The organism is Clostridia bacterium (genome assembly GCA_024653205.1).
GTDB lineage: Bacteria > Bacillota > DSM-521 > Neomoorellales > SLTJ01 > JANLFO01.
Genome location: JANLFO010000020.1, coordinates 25,795 through 44,697, shown reverse-complemented (window position 1 = coordinate 44,697; position 18,903 = coordinate 25,795). Strand labels below are relative to the sequence as shown.

The following is an 18,903-nucleotide window of genomic DNA, read 5'->3' as shown; positions in this document are numbered from 1 at the left end:
TTACCAGTTGCCTGTGTCGGCGTTCCTTGATAACCTGCAGGTCAAATTATACGAGGGGGGCAGGTAATGTTGCCTTTTTTGATCCCGTCCTGGTACTTGCTGCTGGCCGCCGCATTTCTGACCCGGGCGGCGGCGAAGCAGCCGGACCTTAAGATAGTAGTGTTCCGGCAGGGGGTAGCGCCGGAAGAATACCGCGAACTGGTGGAGGCTTTCGGCGGGCGGCTGCTCAAGACCGTGCCCCTGGCCGACGCCGCGGTAGGCCTGTTTCCGCGCGGAAAAGAAGCTCTAAAGCTTTTGGCCGAGCACCCCAAGGTAGAGGCGGTAGAGGACGACCTGCCGGCGGCGGTGTGCGAGGCGGGGGAGCCGAAGGAGGAAATCCCCTGGGGAGTGGCGCGGGTGGAGGCGCCGCCGGTCTGGCCCACGGCCACCGGCGCCGGGGTAAAGGTAGGGGTGATCGATACCGGGGTAGACCTGCATCACCCGGACCTAAAGCCCAATGTGCGCGACGGCATCAACCTCCTGCGCCCGGGGCGGCCTCCGCAGGACGACAACGGCCACGGCACACACGTGGCCGGCGTCCTGGCCGCGGCCAAGAACGGCCTGGGGGTAGTGGGCGTGGCCCCGGATGCCCAGCTCTACGTGGTTAAGGCCTTCGACAACTCCGGCAACGGCCGGCTGTCCTCTATCCTGGAAGGCCTGGACTGGTGCGCCTCCCAGGGAGTGAGGGTGGTGAACCTGAGCTTCGGCATGGTCCAGGATAGTCTGGCCCTCAGGCGGGCGGTAGAAAAAGCCTACAAAGCAGGCATATTCCTGGTGGCGGCGGCGGGCAACCTGGGCCTGCCGGAGTCGGTGACCGTGCCCGGCCGCTACTCCCAAGTAATGGCAGTGAGTGCCCTTACCCAGGAGGGGAGCCTGGCCGATTTCAGCAGCTACGGGCCGGAAGTGGGGGTCATCGCTCCCGGAGACAAGGTGCTCTCCACCTATCCCGGCGGCTACCGCACCCTGAGCGGAACCTCCATGGCCGCCCCGCACGTGGCCGGCATCGCCGCCCTGGCCCTGGAGCTAGAGCCGCGGCTCACGCCTGCCAGCCTGCGCCAGCTTATCCGCTCCCACTGCCGGCCGGTGGCCGGTCTTTCTCAGGAGCAGCAGGGGGCGGGGGTCCCCAGCGCCCTGGCGTTGGTGCGGAGGCTCAGGAGCCGCCTGTGGGCCCAAGCCTCCTAGCGGGAGGCAAGAGTTTGCAGAACCCCATAAGGCAGGAGGGAGCAACATGAGCCAAGACTGGTCCGAACTGCTGCGTCTGGCCAAGAAGATCGAAGAAGAAACCGGGGCCTCGCTCTGGGAAGCCTTTCGCGACTTGAAACCTTCGGAGGAGCAGCTGCGTTCCTGGCTGGCCGACCTGGGGTTTACCGGGGATAACCTGTCGGACGCCCGCTCCCAGGTGGAGGGCCTGCTGGCCGGCCTGGGGCCGGAGGAGAAGCGGCAGTTGGCCGGGCTCCTCCGTCAGCTCTTGGGGGATAAGGGGTCGGCGGTGCCGGACGAGGTGTGGGATTTCGTTAAAAGTCTCGAGAGGAACCGCTAGTCCCGCGGTTACCACTTTTCCTTGGTTGGCATAAATTGGTTTGGAGGCAACCGGCCGAGGAAAGGGGGTAGCAACGGTGCAACTGGAAACGGCAGCTCCCGGCGGCTTCTGGTGGATCTTTATTCTGCTGTTGTTTGTCTTGTTTATCCCGCTCCTGTTTTTCTTCTTCATTCCCGACACTCCGGGCAAGAAGAAGCAAACGTAAAGCACGGGCGGTGCCGGCCGGAGGCTCCAAGATCTCTCTGGAAGCTGAAGGCACGGCACCCACCGGTTACCACCATCGGCTGATTGGCATAGCCTGATATGGGAAGCAATCACCAAGAGAAAGGGGGTAGCAGGCGGTGCAACTGGAAACGGCAGCTCCCGGCGGCTTCTGGTGGATCTTCATCCTGCTGTTCATCCTGTTCATCCCGTTGCTGTTCTTCTTCTTTATCCCGGTTTGGGGTAAGTAAGAACGGACCAGCCGGGGCCCTGGCCGAGTGCCGGGGCCCCGCCGCGCATAAGGGTGGTGTGGAAATATATGGCAGCCGTACCGCATCCCCGCATATGGTACCGGCTGGAGGCCCTGGAGGAAGCGCTGGCGCGCCAGGAAAGGCGCCTGGAGGAACTGGTGGAGCGCCAGAGGGCCCTCAAAGGGGGGCTTTTGGAGCTGAAGCAGGCCCTGGTTCCTGCCGCGCCGTCGGCCGGGCAACCGGCGCCGCCGGCGCCGGCCCTCACCTCGGCGCCACCGAAGACGGCTCCGACCCCGGCGGCACTCCCGCCCGCAGAGCCGGCGCTGCCGCCGGCCGAGCCCGGGAAACCCGGGGCGCCCGCAGACGATAACCTGCCTGCCGCGGGCGCCGACCCCCCTGATCCGGCCCCGGCTCCCTTAGTCCGGGTGCTCGGTCTATTGGGGCGAGAGAACGTCCGGAGGGGCATTATCGAGGGAACGTTTAGCAACGGAATCCAGGAAATAATGGGATGGCTGCAGCAGTTCGAAGAGTTCCTGGACGGCCTCCTAAAAATCCTGGAGCAGGTAAGGAACAACCTGGGACAGCCCGGGGCCAGCACCATGGCCGCCGAAATCCCGGTGCTGAGCCGCCACTCGGTGGAGGTCATGGCCAAGATGATAAAAATGCCGGAGTTCCAGCGCCTGGCGGCCGGCCTCCTCACCCAGATGCTGAGAGACCAGGGCCCGCGCTGCCAGCAGGAACCAACCGGCGGCGCGGGTCATACCCTGAAGGTGTAAGGCACCTGAGCTTGGGAAGGGGGGTCTTAAGTGGAACTTGCCCGTTCCGGGTGGGATCGCCGGAGCTTTGTGGTATTCCTGATCCTCATCCTGCTCCTGCTGGGCGACAACTTCTAGGCTGGCTTTCGCAAGCGGGAAAGCGCCGCGAGGGGTACCACCGTACCCCTTTCGGCCTTGCCCCTCCGGCGCGCCCGAACCTTGCCCGGTTCCGGCCGGGCGGCCGACTTGTCCGGCCTCAAAGATACTCTTCGTACAGCGCAAAAACTCAGCACCTAAAGTCACCCTCAGTACACGTCCCGGATCACCTTCTTCACCACCCCGATTATTTCCACCTGCTCGGGCTCAATGGGCCGGTAGCCGGCGTTGGCCGGCTCCAGCCTTACCCGGTTCCCCACCCGGTAGAAGCGCTTCACCGTGACCTCCCCGTCCACCCGGGCCACCACGGTCTGGCCGTTCTCCGCCGTGGGCTGCAGCCTCACCAGCACGTGGTCGCCGTGGTAAATGCCCACCCCCTCCATGCTGTCCCCGCTGACCTCCAGGCAGATGAAGCCCTCCTCGGCGAAGCGCCGGGGAAGTGGCAGGTAGCCCATGACCGTCTCCTCCGATATCACCGGACCGCCGGCCGGCACCCGGCCGATCACCGGCACCTCCACCACCGCTTCCGCCCGGGTCAGGTCGGGAGGGTCCTCCAGGAGCCGCGCCGCCGGCAGCCCCAGGCCCAGGGCTATGCGCTCCAGGGTCCTTACACCGGGGTTGGCCTTATTCAGCTCGATGTCGCACATGTACTGGGGGCTGAGGCCCGACCGGCGGGCCAGCTCCGCCTGGCTCAGGCCCTTCTCCTCCCGCAGCCGCCTTATCCTCTCGCCCAGGTTCATTCTCCGTCACTCCCCGCTCGTTCTTTGCTGCTTCCCGGGCCGTGCCCGCCCGCGCACGCGGCAGCCGCGCCGGCCCGCTCATACCTGCCGTCGATCATATGATACCTCCGGCAAGGCCGGACGAACAAGCCCCCAAAATGTATGCCAGGAACAGAGAAAAGGGGTCCGGGCGCGGACAAGAAAGTACATGGCCGCAGGCGCCCGCCTGCCGCCCTTGCCCCCGGACCGGGGCCGGAGTTATCATCTGCCCGTAGCTGATAGGCGGCACGTCCGAACCGGCCTCGCATACGCTACGGACGGATAGTAGCCGCGCTCGGGGCCACGTCCCGCCGGCCGGGACCGGCCCCGGTCACGCCAAGAGAAGGGAGGGAACGCATATGCCCGTATCCGCTACCCCGGTGGACAGCACCCTGGTGGTGCTGGTCCAGACCGGAACCGACGGCGAGGGCAACCCGGTCTACCGCAGCCTGCGGTACGCCAGCCTCAAGCCCTCCGCCACCGACCAGGACGCCTATGACGTGGGCGCGGCGGTAGCCGGGCTGGTGGCCTACCCCCTGGCGGAGGTCAGGCGCCAGACCCTCTCCAGCCTCATCAGCGCCTAATCGCGGCGGCCTAATCCTAGAGAAGGGAGGTGATGCGCCGTGGCCCAGCGCCTGGACCTGCGCTTCCGCAACGCTGCCGGACGGATCGCCACCCTGAGGGTGCCCGACCCCAAGGCCGGTCTTACCGCCCAGGAAGTGGGGGCGGTAATGGACGCCATCATCGCCAAGAACGTGTTCGAGACCGGCGGCGGTGACCTGGTGGCCAAGGTGGACGCCCGCCTGGTGGAGGTATCCGAAGTGGTGCAGGAGTTTAGCTTCTAGCCCGTGACAGGGCGGGGAGGGAGCCGGACTCCCCGCCCGCACCCCGGCTGCCCGGGGAGCCGTGACCTTCGCCCGCGGGCGCCGGCCGGGGGATCCGGATAACCCGGGTGACAAACCATGTGAGGAGGTGAGAGCTGTGGAAGACCTGTTCAGGCTCGCCGCCAACTACGGCTTTCCCATGGTGGTGGCCTTCTACCTCCTGGTGCGGCTGGAGCCGGTGATCAAGGAGCTGCAGAAGTCGGTAACCATCCTCACCGTGGTGGTGGCCCGCCAGGGAGGCGTGGACTACGCCGAGGTAAAGGGCATGGTGGAAGGTGGCTACGGCTGTTGACTCGCGGTGGGCCCGCTGCCGGGTGCCGGACTCGGGCAGCAAGAGGCGCCGGACGCCCCCGGAAACCCGCCGGACGATAGATAGGGAGGGAGAGACGTGGATTGGCGCTACGTGATCGTGCACCACACCGGCGCGGAGGAGAAGGACGCGGAGCAGGTGAGAAGATACCACCTGTCCCTGGGCTGGCGGGACGTGGGCTACCACTTCCTGATCGAGAGGGACGGGCGCTCGGTGCGGGGGAGGAGCCTGGAGCTTCCCGGCGCCCACTGCGCGGCGTCGGACATGAACCGCCGGGGCATAGGCGTGGCGGTCATCGGCAACCTGGAGGAGCGGCCGCCCACCGAAGCCCAGGAAGCGGCCTTGCGGGAATTGCTGTTCTGCCTTTGCCGGGTGTGGGGCCTGCCGCCGGCGCGGGTCCTGGGCCACCGGGAGGTGCCGGGAGCGGCCACCCTCTGCCCCGGCCGCCACCTGGACCTGGCCGGGCTGCGTCAGGAACTGAAGGTTTATTCGCGGCCGGGGTTCTGGTAAACTGGTGGTAGGGGAGGCGGCAATACCTTGGCCGGCAAGGGACGAAAAACGGGCGGAGTTGCCTTGGCCGGGTCCCAAGGGCTGGCCGGAGAGCGCGAGCGGTATCGGCGGCTCTTGGCGGAATCGCTGCGGCGGGCGGTGCAAGCGCTATCCGCCCTCGAGGAAGTGGAGCGGGTAAGCCTGGTGGGCTCCTACGCCGAAGGGCGGGCCGATCTCAGGAGCGACCTCGACCTTTTGGTAGTGATGCGCACCGAGCTGCCCTTTGTAGAGCGCCTGCGCCGGCTTTATCCCCTGCTGGCCCTGCCGGTAGACGTGGACTTGTTCTGCTATACGGCGGAAGAAATGGCCTCCCTCAAGGAATCCCCGTTTTTCAAGCACCTCCTGGCGAAGGAAGTGGTCCTCTATGAGAAGAACCCCATTTGAAGAGGGCCGGCGCTGGCTGCTCCAGGCCGAGGAGGACTTGCGCTGGACCAAAGATTTGGCCGCGCGCGGGGGCTATCACCTGGCCTGTTTCCTGGCCCAACAGGTGGGAGAAAAGGCGGTAAAGGCCTTCATCTACGCTCAGGGCGAGGAAGTAGTGCTTGGGCACTCTCTGGAGCGGCTCTGCCACCAGGCCGCCCGGTGGGAGCCGGAGTTCGCCCAAAGGGTCAAGCGTTGGTCCATCCTGGACGGATACTACGTGCCTACCCGCTACCCCAACGGGCTGCCGGACAGCATCCCGGCACGGGTCTACACCGGGGAGGCGGCACAAGAGGCGGCCCGCTTGGCGGAAGAAGTGGTGGCCTTCGTGCGGGAAAGGCTTTCGCCCGAGCCATGACCGAGGGACCTGCGGGTAGCCGGCTCCGGGCGCGCGGGGCAGCTGAGCTTGACACGGCAAAAGCGGCTCTGCTATACTCTACTTGCGCGTGGTGGGTGTAGCTCAGCTGGTTAGAGCGCCAGGTTGTGGCCCTGGAGGCCATGGGTTCGAATCCCTTCACCCACCCCATTTCATTGGGGCGTAGCCAAGCGGTAAGGCAGCGGACTTTGGATCCGCGATGCGTTGGTTCGAATCCAGCCGCCCCAGCCAAAGGTGGGCCATTAGCTCAGCTGGTAGAGCAACGGACTTTTAATCCGTGGGTCGGAGGTTCGAATCCTCCATGGCTCACCAGAGACGACAAGGGTTGCAGGGTGCGGGCGAGTTGCCCGGACCCGTTTTTTGTGTCCACGGCCTCCGGCGAGCACGCCGTCTCTCACCGTAAGAGTTGTTTTTCGCAATGGCCTAGTTTATTATACTTTGCAGGGGGAAAAGTATAATAACAGGCAAGCTATTATACTTTAGTGTCAAGATATCGAGGCGATCCTCGCTTGAAGCCCGATGATTTTGCCTGGAGCCAAATAGCGGAAGAGCCCCTCCGGTGAGAGACGAGCCGGGTCCCGGCCTCAGCCTGTTCTCACCTTTCCCTCAGGTTCATCTCAGCCGGCCCCCCTACAATAAGAGCCGGGTCGGAATGAAAACGCGGCAGGGCCGCGTATGGTTCGTAGGGGGAGTTGCATGCATTCCGTGCGAGAAACCAACTACTACCTCAACACCGCCCTCTTTGTGGCCGGGCTGGTCTGCCTGCTCACCGGCCTTATCCACGGGGGGCACGGTTCCGTGTCCGTGCTGGGGTCGGCCGTGAGCCTCAGATGGCTGCACACCGCGGCCGGCTACGTCCTCGGCGGCCTGGTCGCGCTGCACCTTCTCCTGCACGCCCGGTGGATCGGCGCCGCCACCCGGGCCCTTTTGCGGCAGCGCGGCAAACTGGTGCTCTTCCTCCTGGTGATCGCGGTGACCCTGGCGGGCCTCTACCTCCTGGCCCAAGGGCTTTCTCCGTCCGGGCCGTACGGCCTCGGCCCGGGAGGCAGGGGGTTCGGCGGCCCGCCCGACCGCTAATGCCCTAAAGCCGCGGAGGAGGATAATCGTTCCGGCCGGCGAATAGTAAAGAGCCGAGACCAGATGAGTCCGAGACGAGAGGAGGAATGTCCGGTGTCGAGGAAGGTTTTGTCGGTAGTGGTGATCCTGCTGCTGGCGGCGCTGGCGCTAGGAGGCTGCGGCGAGAAGGCGCCGGCGGGCCCGGCCCCGGCGGCAGGGGAGGAAAAGGCGACCCAGCCAGAGGAGCAGGTTCACATCGGTATCATGCAGATCGTGGAGCACCCGTCTCTTGACGCCATGCGCCGGGGCTTCATGGACTTCCTGGCCGAGCACGGCTACCAGGAAGGCAAGAACGTAGCCTACGACTACGCCAACGCCCAGGGCGACATGGCCACCGCCCAGACCATCGCCAAGCAGTTCGTGGCCCAAGGTGTAGACCTCATCCTGGCCATAGCCACTCCCACCGCCCAGGCGGCGGTCAACGCCACCCGGGACCGGCCGGACATCCCCGTGGTGTTCACCGGCATAACCGATCCCGTGGCCGCGGGGCTGGTCAAGAGCCTGGAGGAGCCGGGCGGCAACGCTACCGGCATGACCGACATGATCCCGGTGGAGAAGGACCTGGAACTGGTGAAGAAGTTCCGGCCCGAAGCCCGGCGGGTGGGCTACCTCTACAACGCCGGCGAGGTCAACTCCGAGGTGGTGCTGAACATCGCCCGCGAGGTGGCGCCCAAGCTGGGGCTGGAGATCGTGCCGGCCAGCGTGACCAACAGCTCCGAGGTCAAGCAGGCGGCCGAGTCCCTGGTGGGCCGGGTGGATGCCGTATTCATCGCCACGGACAACACCGTGGTTTCCGCCCTGGACTCGGTGCTCCAGGTGGTGGAGAAGAATAAGATACCCCTCATCATGGGCGACGCCGACTCCGTGCGGCGGGGCGGGCTGGCCACCTACGGCATCGACTACTACAAGATGGGCTACCAGACCGGCGCCATGGCCCTGCGCATTCTCCAGGGCGCGGACCCCGCCACCACGCCGGTGGAGGCCCTGGAGGACCTGGACTTCGTGATCAACCTCCAGGCCGCGGCCCGGCAGGGAGTAGAGGTGAGCGAGGAACTGCGGCAGCAGGCGGACGAGCTGATTCAGTGAGCGGGCGCCGAAGCGCCCGCTCTTTTAAGGACCACCGGCCTTTACAACCTCACCCGCCTTTGTTATACTGTGTGTACTACAAACGGGGAGCGAACGTAACGTGTCCGATACCCCTAGAACCTTACGGATGACGGCGGTGAGGCTGCCGGTTAGGGTGATCAAGGAGATTGATGGCCTGGTCGGAAAAGGCAACCGGTCCAAGTTCATTGCCGGGGCAATTGAGAAGGAACTCCGGCGGCAGAAACGGCTCGCCTACCTGCGCTCCAACCAGGGTCTGGTTTCCGACGAGGAGATCCCCGACGCCGTCGATTTCGTGAACCGGTTGAGAGGGGAAGATTAGGGGGGATCTTTCTGCCGGCGACGCCCCGCCAGAGCTCCGGAGCCCTGCTGGACACGGATTTCCTGATCGACCTCAATCGCAGTCCACGTAATCCTTGGCGCCAAAGAGCAGAAAGAGTGCTCTTAGAGATGGAGGAAGAGTTGTATGTCTCGGCGGTCACGGTTGTGGAATTCATGACCGGCATTGCCGAAGATAAGCAGGAAGAGGCCGCGCGCATGCTCCGGGAACTCTACGTTTATGTCTCTCCCTCCCATGAAGAGGCGGTCCTGGCGGGAAAACTCCGGCGGGCATACCTAGAGCAGGGCGTAACCCTTTCCCTGGCGGACGTCACCAATGCCGCCATAGCCCTATCGCGCGGTTTTGCCCTCCTGACGCGCAACTCCGCCCGCTATCCTTTTGCGGGCCTAGCCATTAAAGGCTGGTGAGGGCGCCGCGGGTCTTTACAGCGGTGGCATACTGCGGATAGAAAGGCCGCGAGCCGCGCTTGTGATTAGGTTATTTGCCTCGGACCGAGGACTGGCTCGGGGGCCAAAGCCAAGGTGATTGAGCGGTAGCCCCTGTGACTGCAGCCCTGCTAGGAGAAAGAGAAGAAGTTGTGGTCTTAACGGCGGAAGTGGACGGGGTGCTTACCGAAGTGAGGCAAGCGTTGGACCGTCCGGCGCAGGTGCCTAGAGGGTCAGAGCCCGCTAGCACCGGGTAGCTGACCTAATCCCAGACGCACAAATCACGGCGAAGTGGTGAAGGTTAGAGGTGGAGATCCGGGGGAGTCTGCTTGCCCGCAATACCCTACTGAACTTCATTGGCCAGGTCCTGCCCCTTATGGTCGGGCTGGTCACGATGCCGTTCATCGTGCGCGGCCTGGGCACGGAGAGGTTCGGCCTTCTCTCGCTGGCGTGGGTGATACTGGGCTATTTTGCCGTCTTTGACCTGGGGCTCGGGCGGGCCACCACCAAGTTCGTCGCCGAGGCCCTGGGCAAGGGCGAAGCCGACCGGGTGCCGGGGTTGGTCTGGACGACGGTAGCGACGCAAGCGCTCCTGGGGGCCGCGGGCGGGCTGACCCTGGCCGCTGTCACGCCGCTTTTGGTGGAGCGCGCACTGAACGTTCCTCCGTATTTAGTAAGGGAAGCCAGCAGTGCCTTCTACGTACTGGCTGTCGGCGTTCCGGTCACCCTGATCTCCGGGTCGTTCGTGGGGGTTCTGGATGGCCAAGGTGGTGCTCTACGACCCGCGCGAGGAAAGCCCCACCAGGGGCCTAATAAACGAGTTCCACCTGGGCTACCTCAACCCGGTGCTTTTGAAAATCCCGCCCCTGGTTTACCACGGCTTCACCGCCGAGGGGGCAACACGGCGCTGATCGTCAACTTCCCCACGGAACTCTACAACTACGAATCGCCGGACGAGTACCGGCTGCCGTACAACGACCCGGCATCCCGTATTCGCGGGAAATTAGACACGGGTGAGCGAAGCTGGCCTTGTTGCCGGCCCTTTGCCTGTTGGCCGAGGCGTGGTACACTAGTAACAGAGCAGCGACAGAAACCGTTGCTCTGATTTGCCTGGTAACAGAATACCTAAAAAGTGAAGGTGGGGTAAATGCCTCTTCTTTCGGCTTTTGTCCAGGCGGCCATGGCCGAGGCTAGGTACAAGAGGCTAGAGGATGGCAGTTTTTTCGGAGAAATCCCTTCATGCCGGGGCGTCTGGGCTAATGAGGATACCCTGGAGAAATGCCGCGAAGTCCTCCAGGAGGTTTTGGAGGAATGGTTAGTGCTGAAACTACGGGACCGTGATCCCCTGCCCAAGGTTGGTGGCGTAGATCTCAACCGGTTGGTAGCTGAGGCGTGAAACCACTAAGCCGGCGAGAACTTATTCGTCGCCTGCGGAGGTTGGGTTTTGAAGGACCTTTTTCAGGTGGGCGCCACTCGTTCATGCGGCGGGGTCAGTTGAAGATCAGAGTACCCAACCCTCACCAGAGCGACATAAGCGCCAGCCTGATTAAAGAGATTCTCAGGCAGGCGGGAATCTCACAGAAAGAATGGGATGACGCCGAATAGGCACGCGGCGTGGCTGCAGCGGAAAGGAAGACCGCTAGCATGGCCCAGTTGTAGTAGGTTATTTGCCTCGGACCGTTGCGCCTGTAGCAGGCGGGTTGGGCAATATAGACTGAGAGGGGTGTGCAAGGTAATGAAGGTCTTCTATACAGTTATCCTAAGAAGATTCTTCGACCAGTGGGTGGCTCTATGCCTGGAAAACGGTTGCGTGGGGCAGGGGACCACGCGGGAGGAAGCTGTTTCTAACCATCGGCGGCGTCGATCCCGTGACCGAAACCTTTGAGCTGAGGGCCGTAAATGCCTAGGAACATTCCGTCGTTGGAGCCCCGGCAGCTGGTCCGCCTGTTAGAGGGAGCGGAGCTTCGACGCGGTCGCCGGCGTGTGCCAGGCTTGTGGACGGCGTTACCGCAAGGAAAACGGGAGGGTAACTCTTGAGCAAGAAGCGTAAACTCTTAACGACCCTGTCCGCTAACACTCTAGGCGACAACGAAGCCGCCGTGCCGGAGATGGAGCTTTACCTAACCCAAATCCGTCGGATCGTGCTCGAGGGTTTGAGGGGCCAGAAGGCCCGGGTCTACCTTTTCGGGTCCCGCGCCTGTGGAAAAGCAACCGGAACCTCAGACGTAGATGTGGCCGTACTCCCCTTGGAACCTCTGCCCCCCGGAACCCTCAGCGCCGTGAGGGAAGCCCTTGAAGAGAGCACGGTGCCGTACACCGTGGATCTGGTCGATTTGTCTCGCGCTGACCCCGCTTTTCGGAAGCGGGTTGTGAAGGAAGGCGTATTATGGGGCGACTTGAGGAACGCCTAGTCATCGCGCGCCGCGCCTTGAAAACGCTGCGGAAACTCCCGCTTGATGAAGTTAAGCCAGACGATGTGGTACGCGACGCAGCCATTCAACGGTTTGAGTACACCTTCGAAACATTGTGGAAGGCTGCTCAGCTAGCTTGCAGCCATGGAAAGAGGAGCCCGGGGTGTGTGAGATGAAGGTTCTCTTGCTCGATCTCGGGCGTCAGTACGAGTCTATTCAAGAAGATATCGACGCTGCCATCCGGCGCGTGGTGACCTCCGGCCGCTTCATCCTGAGCTCACCGGGCAGGAGCAGGAGGAGGTGGAGGGTGAGGTCAAGATGTTTTTTGACAGTAGAATAGAAGAGGGGTTAACCTAAGGGTGGAGGTGGACGGGATGCTTACAGAATACATCGAGGCGGCGCTGGCGGAGGCCAGGTACGAGCTAATCCAAGACGATGAGCCTTACTATGGCGAGGTACCCGGCCTGCGGGGCATTTGGGCCACGGGGAAGACGCTCGAAGATTGCCGCAGGAACCTCAAAGAAGTGCTTGAGGGGTGGATTGTGCTGCGCTTGCGGCGGGGTTTGCCCATACCACCTATAGGGGATTGCCGCATTGAGGAACCGGAAGGGCTCGCGATCGAAAGCTAGACTTACGCCGGTTTCCTGGGCGGAACTGGTGAAGCGGCTGAGGGATTTCGGATTCGAGGGGCCGTACCGGGGAGGGAAACACCTTTGCATCCCCAACCCCCACCGGAGGGAGATCGGTGTGGACCTGTTATCACGAATTCTGAAGCAAGCAGGTATTTCTAGAGAGGACTGGCTCAGGGGCCAAAGCCAAGGTGATTGAGCGGTAGCCCCTGTGACTGCAGCCCTGCTAGGAGAAAGAGAAGAAGTTGTGGTCTTAACGGCGGAAGTGGACGGGGTGCTTACCGAAGTGAGGCAAGCGTTGGACCGTCCGGCGCAGGTGCCTAGAGGGTCAGAGCCCGCTAGCACCGGGTAGCTGACCTAATCCCAGACGCACAAATCACGGCGAAGTGGTGAAGGTTAGAGGTGGAGATCCGGGGGAGTCTGCTTGCCCGCAATACCCTACTGAACTTCATTGGCCAGGTCCTGCCCCTTATGGTCGGGCTGGTCACGATGCCGTTCATCGTGCGCGGCCTGGGCACGGAGAGGTTCGGCCTTCTCTCGCTGGCGTGGGTGATACTGGGCTATTTTGCCGTCTTTGACCTGGGGCTCGGGCGGGCCACCACCAAGTTCGTCGCCGAGGCCCTGGGCAAGGGCGAAGCCGACCGGGTGCCGGGGTTGGTCTGGACGACGGTAGCGACGCAAGCGCTCCTGGGGGCCGCGGGCGGGCTGACCCTGGCCGCTGTCACGCCGCTTTTGGTGGAGCGCGCACTGAACGTTCCTCCGTATTTAGTAAGGGAAGCCAGCAGTGCCTTCTACGTACTGGCTGTCGGCGTTCCGGTCACCCTGATCTCCGGGTCGTTCGTGGGGGTTCTGGGAGCTGCCCAGAGATTTGACCTGGTCAACGCGGTAAAGATTCCCGCAAGTTGCCTAACCTATCTTCTGCCGTTGCTCGGCTTAACGTTAGGGCTCGGCCTTCCGGCCATCGTGGCCCTGACCCTTGTGGCCAGGGTGGCGGCCTTGATTGCGTTCCTGGTCCTAAATCTTCGTCTGATTCCGGGCCTAAAGCGGTGGTCGGCCGAGTTTAGCTTATTTCGGAGCCTTTTTTCGTTCGGCGTCTGGGTGACGATCTCGAGCATTGTTGGGCCCATCCTCGTTTATCTGGACCGCTTCCTCATAGGCTCGGTCCTGTCGATATCCGCGGTTGCCTACTACAGCGCCCCTTATGAGGTAGTAACACGTTTACTGATCATCCCCGGAAGTCTTACCACGGCTTTATTTCCGGCGTTCAGCGCCTTAGAAGCAGTTAGGGATAGGGGCAGAGCCAGTCTCTTCTTTGCACGTTCAATCAAATACATCTTACTGGCATTGGGGCCCGTGGTGTTACTGATAGGCTTGTTCGCCAGGGACGGTTTGCAAATGTGGTTAGGGCCCGACTTCGCTTCGGAAAGCACTGCGGCGCTCCAGATTCTTGGTGTGGGCGTACTGATCAATTCGCTGGCCCAAGTGCCTTTTGCCCTGCTTCAAGGGGTAGGGCGGCCTGATCTCCCTGCCAAGTTCCACCTGCTGGAGCTACCGCTTTACGTCGGGGTGGCTTGGCTCATGATCTGCCGGTGGGGCATCGCCGGAGCGGCAGGTGCTTGGACGCTACGGGTTACGCTCGACGCAGCCCTGCTGTTCGGCGCCGCCCTCAGGGGTTATCAGTTGCCGTCGAGCCTGTTAAGGGCTAATGGGGTGCCGCGCACGCTGTATGCCATTATTGCTCTTGGAACAGCAGCCTACGCCATAAAGAGGCTGTTCATGGTTCACCCGCTGTTACTTCAAGCTTTAATGGTTCTCGGCCTTTTTGTCTGCTTTGTCTGGTTTTGCTGGTGGAGAATCTTAGATCCCTCAGAGCGGGGGCTGTTCATTAAGGGTGCCAGGACGTGAAGGGAGATACATAATGCGCATTTTGATTTTAGGTGCTGCCGGCCAACTCGGTTCGGAACTGCGCTCGGTGTTAGGCGCCGAGCACGAGGTCATTCCCACGGCCCGGCCCGAGGCCGACGTTGCCGATCTGTCGCAGCTTCTCGCGATAGTAAAACGGACAAGCCCTGACGTGATCATCAACGCCGCCGCGTACACCGACGTGGACGGCTGCGAAACGAACCGGGACCGCCCCTTCCTGATCAACGCCCTGGGGGCGCGAAACGCGGCCATCGCCGCCCGGGAGGCGGGGGCCAAGCTGGTCCATGTCAGCACCGACTACGTGTTCGACGGTACCAAAACCGGACCCTACTTCGAGTTCGACCCGCCCAACCCCATCAGCGTCTACGGCGCCTCCAAGCTTTGGGGCGAGAACCTGGTGCGGGAGCAGTGGCCCAAGCACTTCATCGTCCGCACCGCCTGGCTCTATGGCCGCACCGGCAAGAACTTCGTCAAGACCATGCTGCGGCTGGCCCGGGAGCAAAAAGAGCTGCGGGTGGTGAACGACCAGCGGGGCACGCCCACCTGGGCGGCGGACCTGGCCCGGCAGATCGCGAGGCTCATCCAGACGGACTGCTACGGCACGTACCACTGTACCTCCCAGGGGAGCTGCACCTGGTACCAGTTCGCGCTCGCCATCTTCAAGGGAGCCGGCTACGAGGCCAGAGAAGAGCCCGGCGGTTCGGTCCGGTTGCTACCGCCTGCAGGGCTGCCCGGGCCCGTGACCGTGAGGCCGGTAACCAGCGAGGAGTTCCCGCGCCCGGCCCGGCGGCCGAAGAACTCGGTCCTGGAAAACTACCTGCTGCAGCTCCAGGGCATCGACATCATGCCTCCCTGGGAAGAAGCGCTGGCGCGCTTTATGACCGAGATGGAGAGAGAAGGAGGAGAGCGGTGAAAGGTTTAGTCCTGGCGGGAGGGAAGGGCACGCGCCTTCGGCCCCTGACCTATACGGTGGCCAAGCAGCTGGTGCCGGTGGCCAACCAGCCCATCATCCACTACGTGATGGAGCAAATCGCCTCGGTAGGGATCAAAGAGGTGGGGGTGATAGTGGCGCCCGAAACCGGGGACCAGATCCGGGCCGCGCTGGCGGATAACCCCTGGGGCCTTTGCTTCACCTTCGTGCGGCAGGAGGAGCCCAAGGGCCTGGCCCACGCGGTGATGGTGTCCCGCGAATTTCTGGGCGATGACCCTTTCCTCATGTATCTGGGGGACAATCTTATCGGCCAGAGCATCCAGGGCTTCGTGCAGGAGTTCCGCACCTCCCGGCCCGAGGCCCTGATTCTGCTGAAACCCGTAGCGGACCCCCGCATGTTCGGGGTGGCGGAGGTGGACGGCGGGGGCAACGTGCTGCGGCTGGTGGAAAAGCCCAAAGAGCCGCCCTCCAACCTGGCCCTGGTGGGCATTTACCTCTTCTCCCCTGCGATCCACGAGGCCATCGGCCGCATCAAGCCTTCCTTCCGGGGGGAACTGGAGATCACCGACGCCATCCAGGCGCTTCTCGAGGCGGGCAAAAGGGTGAGGAGCCACGTGCTTGAGGGCTGGTGGCTTGACACCGGGAAGAAGGACGACCTCCTGGAGGCCAACCGCGTGGTGCTGGACGAACTGGTGGCCTGCGCCCTGGAGGGCGAGGTGGACGAGCAGAGCCGGGTGGTGGGCAGGGTGAGGCTGGAGAGCGGGGCCCGGGTGGAGCGGAGCACCGTCAGGGGGCCGGCGGTAATCGGCGCGGGCACGGTGATCCGGGACTCCTTCATCGGCCCCTACACCAGCGTGGGAAGAGGCTGCTTCATCGAGGGCACGGCGCTGGAGCACTCGGTGGTCCTGGACGGCGCGCGGCTGGTGAACGTGGAGCGGCTGGAGGACAGCGTAATAGGCCGCAACGCGGTGGTGGCCGCGGCCAAGCAGAACAGCAAGGCCCTGCGGCTGATGATCGGGGACGACGCGGAGGTGAACATCTAGGGCATGCCCTTCCGGTTCACGCGTCTTGAGATACCCGAGGTGGTGCTGATCGAGCCGGCGGTCTTCCCCGACGAGCGCGGCTTCTTCCTGGAGGCCTACAAGTACTCCGAGTTCGCCGCCTTCGGGATAAGCGAGCGCTTCTTGCAGGACAACCATTCCCGATCGCGAAAAGGAGTGTTAAGGGGGCTGCACTACCAAAATCCCCCAAAGGCGCAGGGCAAGCTGGTGCGGGCGGTGGCGGGGGAGATCTTCGACGTGGCCGTGGACATCCGTAAGGGCTCGCCCACCTACGGCCGCTGGGTGGGGGCCACACTTTCGGCGGAGAACAAAGCCATGCTCTACATACCGGCGGGGTTTGCCCACGGCTTTTGCGTGCTGAGCGAGGCGGCCGAGGTGCTCTACAAGACCACCGAGGAGTACGCCCCGGAGTGCGAGGCCGGGATAATCTGGAACGACCCGGAAATCGGGATCCGCTGGCCGGTGGAGGACCCGATCATCTCCCCCAAGGACGCCGGGTGGCCGCCGCTCAAAGAGGCCGTGAACGGGTTTATCTACCGGCCGGGGAGGCAGGGCACGTGAAGCTTCTGGTAACCGGTGGCTGCGGCTTTATCGGCAGCAACTTCATCCGCTACGTTCTTGAAGAGGGCCCGGGTTGGGAAGCGGTAATAAACCTGGACAAGCTTACCTACGCGGGCAACCTCACCAATCTCAGGGACGTCGAGCGCGACCCCCGCTACAAGTTCGTCCGGGGCGACATCGCCGATCGGGACCTGGTGGACAAAATCTTTGCCCGGGAGCGGCCGGACGCGGTGGTGAACTTCGCCGCCGAATCCCACGTGGACCGGAGCATCCTCGACGCCAGCCCCTTTATTGAGACCAACATTAAAGGGGTGCAGGTCCTGCTGGAGGCGGCCCGCAAGTACAGGGTGGAGCGGTTCCTGCAGGTCTCCACCGACGAGGTGTACGGCAGCCTGGGCGAGGAGGGGTGCTTTTCCGAGGAGTCCCCCTTGCGGCCCAACTCCCCTTATGCCGCCAGCAAGGCCGCCGCCGACCTCCTTTGCCGGTCCTATCATAAGGCCTACAGTGTCCCGGTGATCATTACCCGCAGCTCCAACAACTACGGCCCCTACCAGTTCCCGGAGAAGCTCATCCCGCTGATGATCCGCAACGCGCTCCTGGGCAAGGAGCTGCCGGTGTACGGCGAGGGAAAGCAGGTACGGGACTGGCTCTACGTCGAGGATAACTGCCGGGCCATAGCCCTGGTGCTTAACCACGGTCGGCCCGGCGAGGTCTACAACATCGGGGGCGGGTGCGAGAGAAGGAACCTCGAGGTGGTTCGGCTCATCTGCCGGATCCTGAAGGAAAACCCCAGGACCCGGCACCTCGAACCGGAAATCCGGTTCATCAAAGACCCCCGGGGTGCGGCGCACGACTTCCGCTACGCCCTGGCCTGCTCCAAGATTAAGCAGGAGCTGGGGTGGGAACCCGAGATGGACTTTGAAGAGGGCCTTCGCCGGACGGCGGATTGGTATTTGGGCAACCAGGCCTGGGTGGAGGAAGTAATCACGGGCGAGTACCAGCAGTATTACGAGAAGGTGTACGGGTGGGGGTACGCGAAGTAGCCTGGCCTGACGGTCGCACGGCTGACAAGGAGCGGTGCTGCGCGCGGGCGAGTGAACGTCTGGGTGGAAGCTCGTTTGGAGGAGTCGGAGGTACATGAGGGTTTCTGTGGCGGTGGCCACCTACAACGGAGAAGCATATCTTGAGGCTCAGCTTGGCAGTCTTGCACAGTAAACGAGGCCTCCCGACGAGTTGGTTGTCTCTGACGACGGATCCACGGATCGTACGATCGAGATTCTCGATTCTTTCGCCAAGGCGGCGTCCTTCCCTGTGCGCGTTTACCGCAACCCGGAGCGGCTGGGGTATTCCAGGAATTTCGAGCGCGCCATCGAGCTTTGCAGTGGTGACATAATTTTTCTTTGTGATCAAGACGACGTATGGTTCCCGGAAAAAGTTAAGACCGTGCTACAGGCGTTTCAGGCGCCGGAGCATCCCCTGGTGGTGGGTAACAACGCGGAGTTGACGGACGCGGACCTGAGGCCGACCGGATTGACCGCCGTACGGCAGCTCAGTGGCGCAGGTCTTCGTGCTGACAGTTTTGTTTGGGGCTGTTGCACAGCATTTCTGGCTGAACTCCGGGTTGCAATCCTGCCCATTCCGCACGACTGTATCGGGCACGACGGCTGGATCCACAGGGTCGCGCTGACTCTGGACCGTCGCGTACTCTTGCCACAGCCCCTGCAGTATTTCAGGCGCCACGGATCGAACGCCTCCCACTGGTTTGTGATCCAAACTAGGCGGGTGACGATCCTTGATCGGGTCAAGCATTACGCCCCCGGAGACACGCGGGCAGCTTGTAAACAGCGCTTAGCTCAATTAGAAATGCTCTCCAGCCGCCTGCGGGATCGAGGGAGAGAACTGGAAACCCTGCTAGGGGAAGATTTGGAGTTGAATGCCGCCCTCGAAAGAATACGGCGAGAACAACAGGCAGTGATGCGCCGCCTGGCAATGCTCGCGTTGAGGGGGCCTTCTAGATGGGTACCGGCGTGGCGGATGCTCCGGGCAGGCGATTACAGCTACTTTAGCGGCTGGATGAGTCTGGTGAAGGATTTGGTCCAGTAGATCGTCACTAGGTTCCTAACTCAGGTGTTTGGGTAAAGACGTGTACCAGAAAACCGTCGG

27 protein-coding genes, 3 tRNA genes and 2 pseudogenes are annotated in these 18,903 nt (G+C 63.1%); 31 read left to right on the top strand and 1 reads right to left on the bottom strand.

Annotation, left to right across the window (positions count from 1 at the left end):
* Positions 1-66 precede the first annotated feature (66 nt).
* The 4 genes from NUV99_09920 (at position 67) to NUV99_09905 (ending at position 2,807) form a co-directional block, all read left to right on the top strand.
* Positions 67-1,221, top strand: coding sequence for a S8 family peptidase (locus NUV99_09920; protein MCR4420413.1), 1,155 nt, complete (start codon positions 67-69; stop codon positions 1,219-1,221).
* A gap of 46 nt (positions 1,222-1,267) precedes the next feature.
* Entirely contained in the window at positions 1,268-1,579 is a 312-nt protein-coding gene (locus tag NUV99_09915) for a hypothetical protein (protein ID MCR4420412.1), read from the top strand.
* Between the two features lie 76 nt (positions 1,580-1,655).
* Positions 1,656-1,784 (top strand): hypothetical protein, encoded by a 129-nt coding sequence (locus NUV99_09910; GenBank protein ID MCR4420411.1) that lies wholly within the window; start codon positions 1,656-1,658, stop codon positions 1,782-1,784.
* A 315-nt stretch (positions 1,785-2,099) separates the two neighbouring features.
* Positions 2,100-2,807, top strand: a complete 708-nt coding sequence (locus tag NUV99_09905; protein ID MCR4420410.1) for a hypothetical protein — start codon at positions 2,100-2,102, stop codon at positions 2,805-2,807.
* Between the two features lie 284 nt (positions 2,808-3,091).
* Here the strand turns inward: NUV99_09905 and lexA are convergent, their stop codons facing one another.
* Positions 3,092-3,682, bottom strand: coding sequence for a transcriptional repressor LexA (gene lexA / locus NUV99_09900; protein ID MCR4420409.1), 591 nt, complete (start codon positions 3,680-3,682; stop codon positions 3,092-3,094).
* Between the two features lie 377 nt (positions 3,683-4,059).
* Between lexA and NUV99_09895 the strand changes: the two genes are divergently transcribed.
* From NUV99_09895 to NUV99_09765, 27 genes and pseudogenes are all read left to right on the top strand, one after another.
* On the top strand, positions 4,060-4,284 hold the full coding sequence (locus NUV99_09895) for a DUF1659 domain-containing protein (protein ID MCR4420408.1): 225 nt from the start codon (positions 4,060-4,062) through the stop codon (positions 4,282-4,284).
* Between the two features lie 39 nt (positions 4,285-4,323).
* Positions 4,324-4,545, top strand: a complete 222-nt coding sequence (locus NUV99_09890) for a DUF2922 domain-containing protein (GenBank protein MCR4420407.1) — start codon at positions 4,324-4,326, stop codon at positions 4,543-4,545.
* A 136-nt stretch (positions 4,546-4,681) separates the two neighbouring features.
* A complete protein-coding gene (locus NUV99_09885) occupies positions 4,682-4,876 on the top strand; it encodes a YvrJ family protein (GenBank protein ID MCR4420406.1) in 195 nt (64 codons plus the stop codon).
* A 96-nt stretch (positions 4,877-4,972) separates the two neighbouring features.
* On the top strand, positions 4,973-5,404 hold the full coding sequence (locus NUV99_09880; GenBank protein ID MCR4420405.1) for a peptidoglycan recognition protein family protein: 432 nt from the start codon (positions 4,973-4,975) through the stop codon (positions 5,402-5,404).
* A gap of 27 nt (positions 5,405-5,431) precedes the next feature.
* On the top strand, positions 5,432-5,827 hold the full coding sequence (locus NUV99_09875) for a nucleotidyltransferase domain-containing protein (GenBank protein ID MCR4420404.1): 396 nt from the start codon (positions 5,432-5,434) through the stop codon (positions 5,825-5,827).
* Positions 5,808-6,221 carry a HEPN domain-containing protein gene (locus tag NUV99_09870; GenBank protein MCR4420403.1) on the top strand — a complete coding sequence of 138 codons (414 nt, stop codon included), beginning with the start codon at positions 5,808-5,810 and terminating at the stop codon, positions 6,219-6,221. The genes NUV99_09875 and NUV99_09870 overlap by 20 nt, the downstream gene beginning before the upstream one ends.
* A 91-nt stretch (positions 6,222-6,312) precedes the next feature.
* A tRNA-His gene (locus tag NUV99_09865) sits at positions 6,313-6,389 on the top strand.
* Positions 6,390-6,395: 6 nt separating this feature from the next.
* Positions 6,396-6,470, top strand: a tRNA-Gln gene (locus NUV99_09860).
* A 5-nt stretch (positions 6,471-6,475) separates the two neighbouring features.
* Positions 6,476-6,551, top strand: a tRNA-Lys gene (locus NUV99_09855).
* A gap of 384 nt (positions 6,552-6,935) precedes the next feature.
* Positions 6,936-7,316, top strand: a complete 381-nt coding sequence (locus tag NUV99_09850) for a hypothetical protein (protein ID MCR4420402.1) — start codon at positions 6,936-6,938, stop codon at positions 7,314-7,316.
* Positions 7,317-7,409: 93 nt separating this feature from the next.
* Positions 7,410-8,441 carry an ABC transporter substrate-binding protein gene (locus NUV99_09845; protein ID MCR4420401.1) on the top strand — a complete coding sequence of 344 codons (1,032 nt, stop codon included), beginning with the start codon at positions 7,410-7,412 and terminating at the stop codon, positions 8,439-8,441.
* A 127-nt stretch (positions 8,442-8,568) separates the two neighbouring features.
* Positions 8,569-8,781: a ribbon-helix-helix domain-containing protein gene (locus tag NUV99_09840; GenBank protein MCR4420400.1), complete on the top strand. Its 213-nt coding sequence runs from the start codon at positions 8,569-8,571 to the stop codon at positions 8,779-8,781.
* Between the two features lie 47 nt (positions 8,782-8,828).
* Positions 8,829-9,206, top strand: a complete 378-nt coding sequence (locus tag NUV99_09835) for a PIN domain-containing protein (protein ID MCR4420399.1) — start codon at positions 8,829-8,831, stop codon at positions 9,204-9,206.
* A 325-nt stretch (positions 9,207-9,531) separates the two neighbouring features.
* Positions 9,532-9,948, top strand: a pseudogene (locus NUV99_09830) (oligosaccharide flippase family protein).
* Between the two features lie 34 nt (positions 9,949-9,982).
* Positions 9,983-10,241, top strand: a pseudogene (locus NUV99_09825) (dTDP-4-dehydrorhamnose 3,5-epimerase family protein).
* Between the two features lie 130 nt (positions 10,242-10,371).
* Complete coding sequence (locus NUV99_09820) at positions 10,372-10,620, top strand: type II toxin-antitoxin system HicB family antitoxin (GenBank protein ID MCR4420398.1); 249 nt, start codon at positions 10,372-10,374, stop codon at positions 10,618-10,620.
* Positions 10,617-10,829 carry a type II toxin-antitoxin system HicA family toxin gene (locus NUV99_09815; protein MCR4420397.1) on the top strand — a complete coding sequence of 71 codons (213 nt, stop codon included), beginning with the start codon at positions 10,617-10,619 and terminating at the stop codon, positions 10,827-10,829. The genes NUV99_09820 and NUV99_09815 overlap by 4 nt, the downstream gene beginning before the upstream one ends.
* A 428-nt stretch (positions 10,830-11,257) precedes the next feature.
* Complete coding sequence (locus NUV99_09810) at positions 11,258-11,635, top strand: nucleotidyltransferase domain-containing protein (GenBank protein MCR4420396.1); 378 nt, start codon at positions 11,258-11,260, stop codon at positions 11,633-11,635.
* Positions 11,611-11,811 (top strand): nucleotidyltransferase substrate binding protein, encoded by a 201-nt coding sequence (locus NUV99_09805; GenBank protein MCR4420395.1) that lies wholly within the window; start codon positions 11,611-11,613, stop codon positions 11,809-11,811. Before NUV99_09810 ends, NUV99_09805 begins: the two co-directional genes overlap by 25 nt.
* A gap of 198 nt (positions 11,812-12,009) precedes the next feature.
* Positions 12,010-12,264, top strand: a complete 255-nt coding sequence (locus NUV99_09800) for a type II toxin-antitoxin system HicB family antitoxin (GenBank protein MCR4420394.1) — start codon at positions 12,010-12,012, stop codon at positions 12,262-12,264.
* On the top strand, positions 12,230-12,463 hold the full coding sequence (locus tag NUV99_09795) for a type II toxin-antitoxin system HicA family toxin (GenBank protein ID MCR4420393.1): 234 nt from the start codon (positions 12,230-12,232) through the stop codon (positions 12,461-12,463). The genes NUV99_09800 and NUV99_09795 overlap by 35 nt, the downstream gene beginning before the upstream one ends.
* Before the next feature lie 203 nt (positions 12,464-12,666).
* Positions 12,667-14,169 (top strand): flippase, encoded by a 1,503-nt coding sequence (locus NUV99_09790; GenBank protein MCR4420392.1) that lies wholly within the window; start codon positions 12,667-12,669, stop codon positions 14,167-14,169.
* A 13-nt stretch (positions 14,170-14,182) separates the two neighbouring features.
* On the top strand, positions 14,183-15,100 hold the full coding sequence (gene rfbD, locus NUV99_09785) for a dTDP-4-dehydrorhamnose reductase (GenBank protein MCR4420391.1): 918 nt from the start codon (positions 14,183-14,185) through the stop codon (positions 15,098-15,100).
* Positions 15,097-16,161: a glucose-1-phosphate thymidylyltransferase gene (locus tag NUV99_09780; GenBank protein ID MCR4420390.1), complete on the top strand. Its 1,065-nt coding sequence runs from the start codon at positions 15,097-15,099 to the stop codon at positions 16,159-16,161. The genes rfbD and NUV99_09780 overlap by 4 nt, the downstream gene beginning before the upstream one ends.
* A 3-nt stretch (positions 16,162-16,164) precedes the next feature.
* Positions 16,165-16,740: a dTDP-4-dehydrorhamnose 3,5-epimerase gene (rfbC, locus tag NUV99_09775; protein MCR4420389.1), complete on the top strand. Its 576-nt coding sequence runs from the start codon at positions 16,165-16,167 to the stop codon at positions 16,738-16,740.
* The gene (gene rfbB / locus NUV99_09770; protein MCR4420388.1) at positions 16,737-17,783 is read left to right on the top strand and encodes a dTDP-glucose 4,6-dehydratase; all 1,047 of its coding nucleotides are present in this window, start codon (positions 16,737-16,739) and stop codon (positions 17,781-17,783) included. The genes rfbC and rfbB overlap by 4 nt, the downstream gene beginning before the upstream one ends.
* A gap of 190 nt (positions 17,784-17,973) precedes the next feature.
* A complete protein-coding gene (locus NUV99_09765; GenBank protein ID MCR4420387.1) occupies positions 17,974-18,843 on the top strand; it encodes a glycosyltransferase in 870 nt (289 codons plus the stop codon).
* The last annotated feature ends 60 nt before the right edge of the window (positions 18,844-18,903 follow it).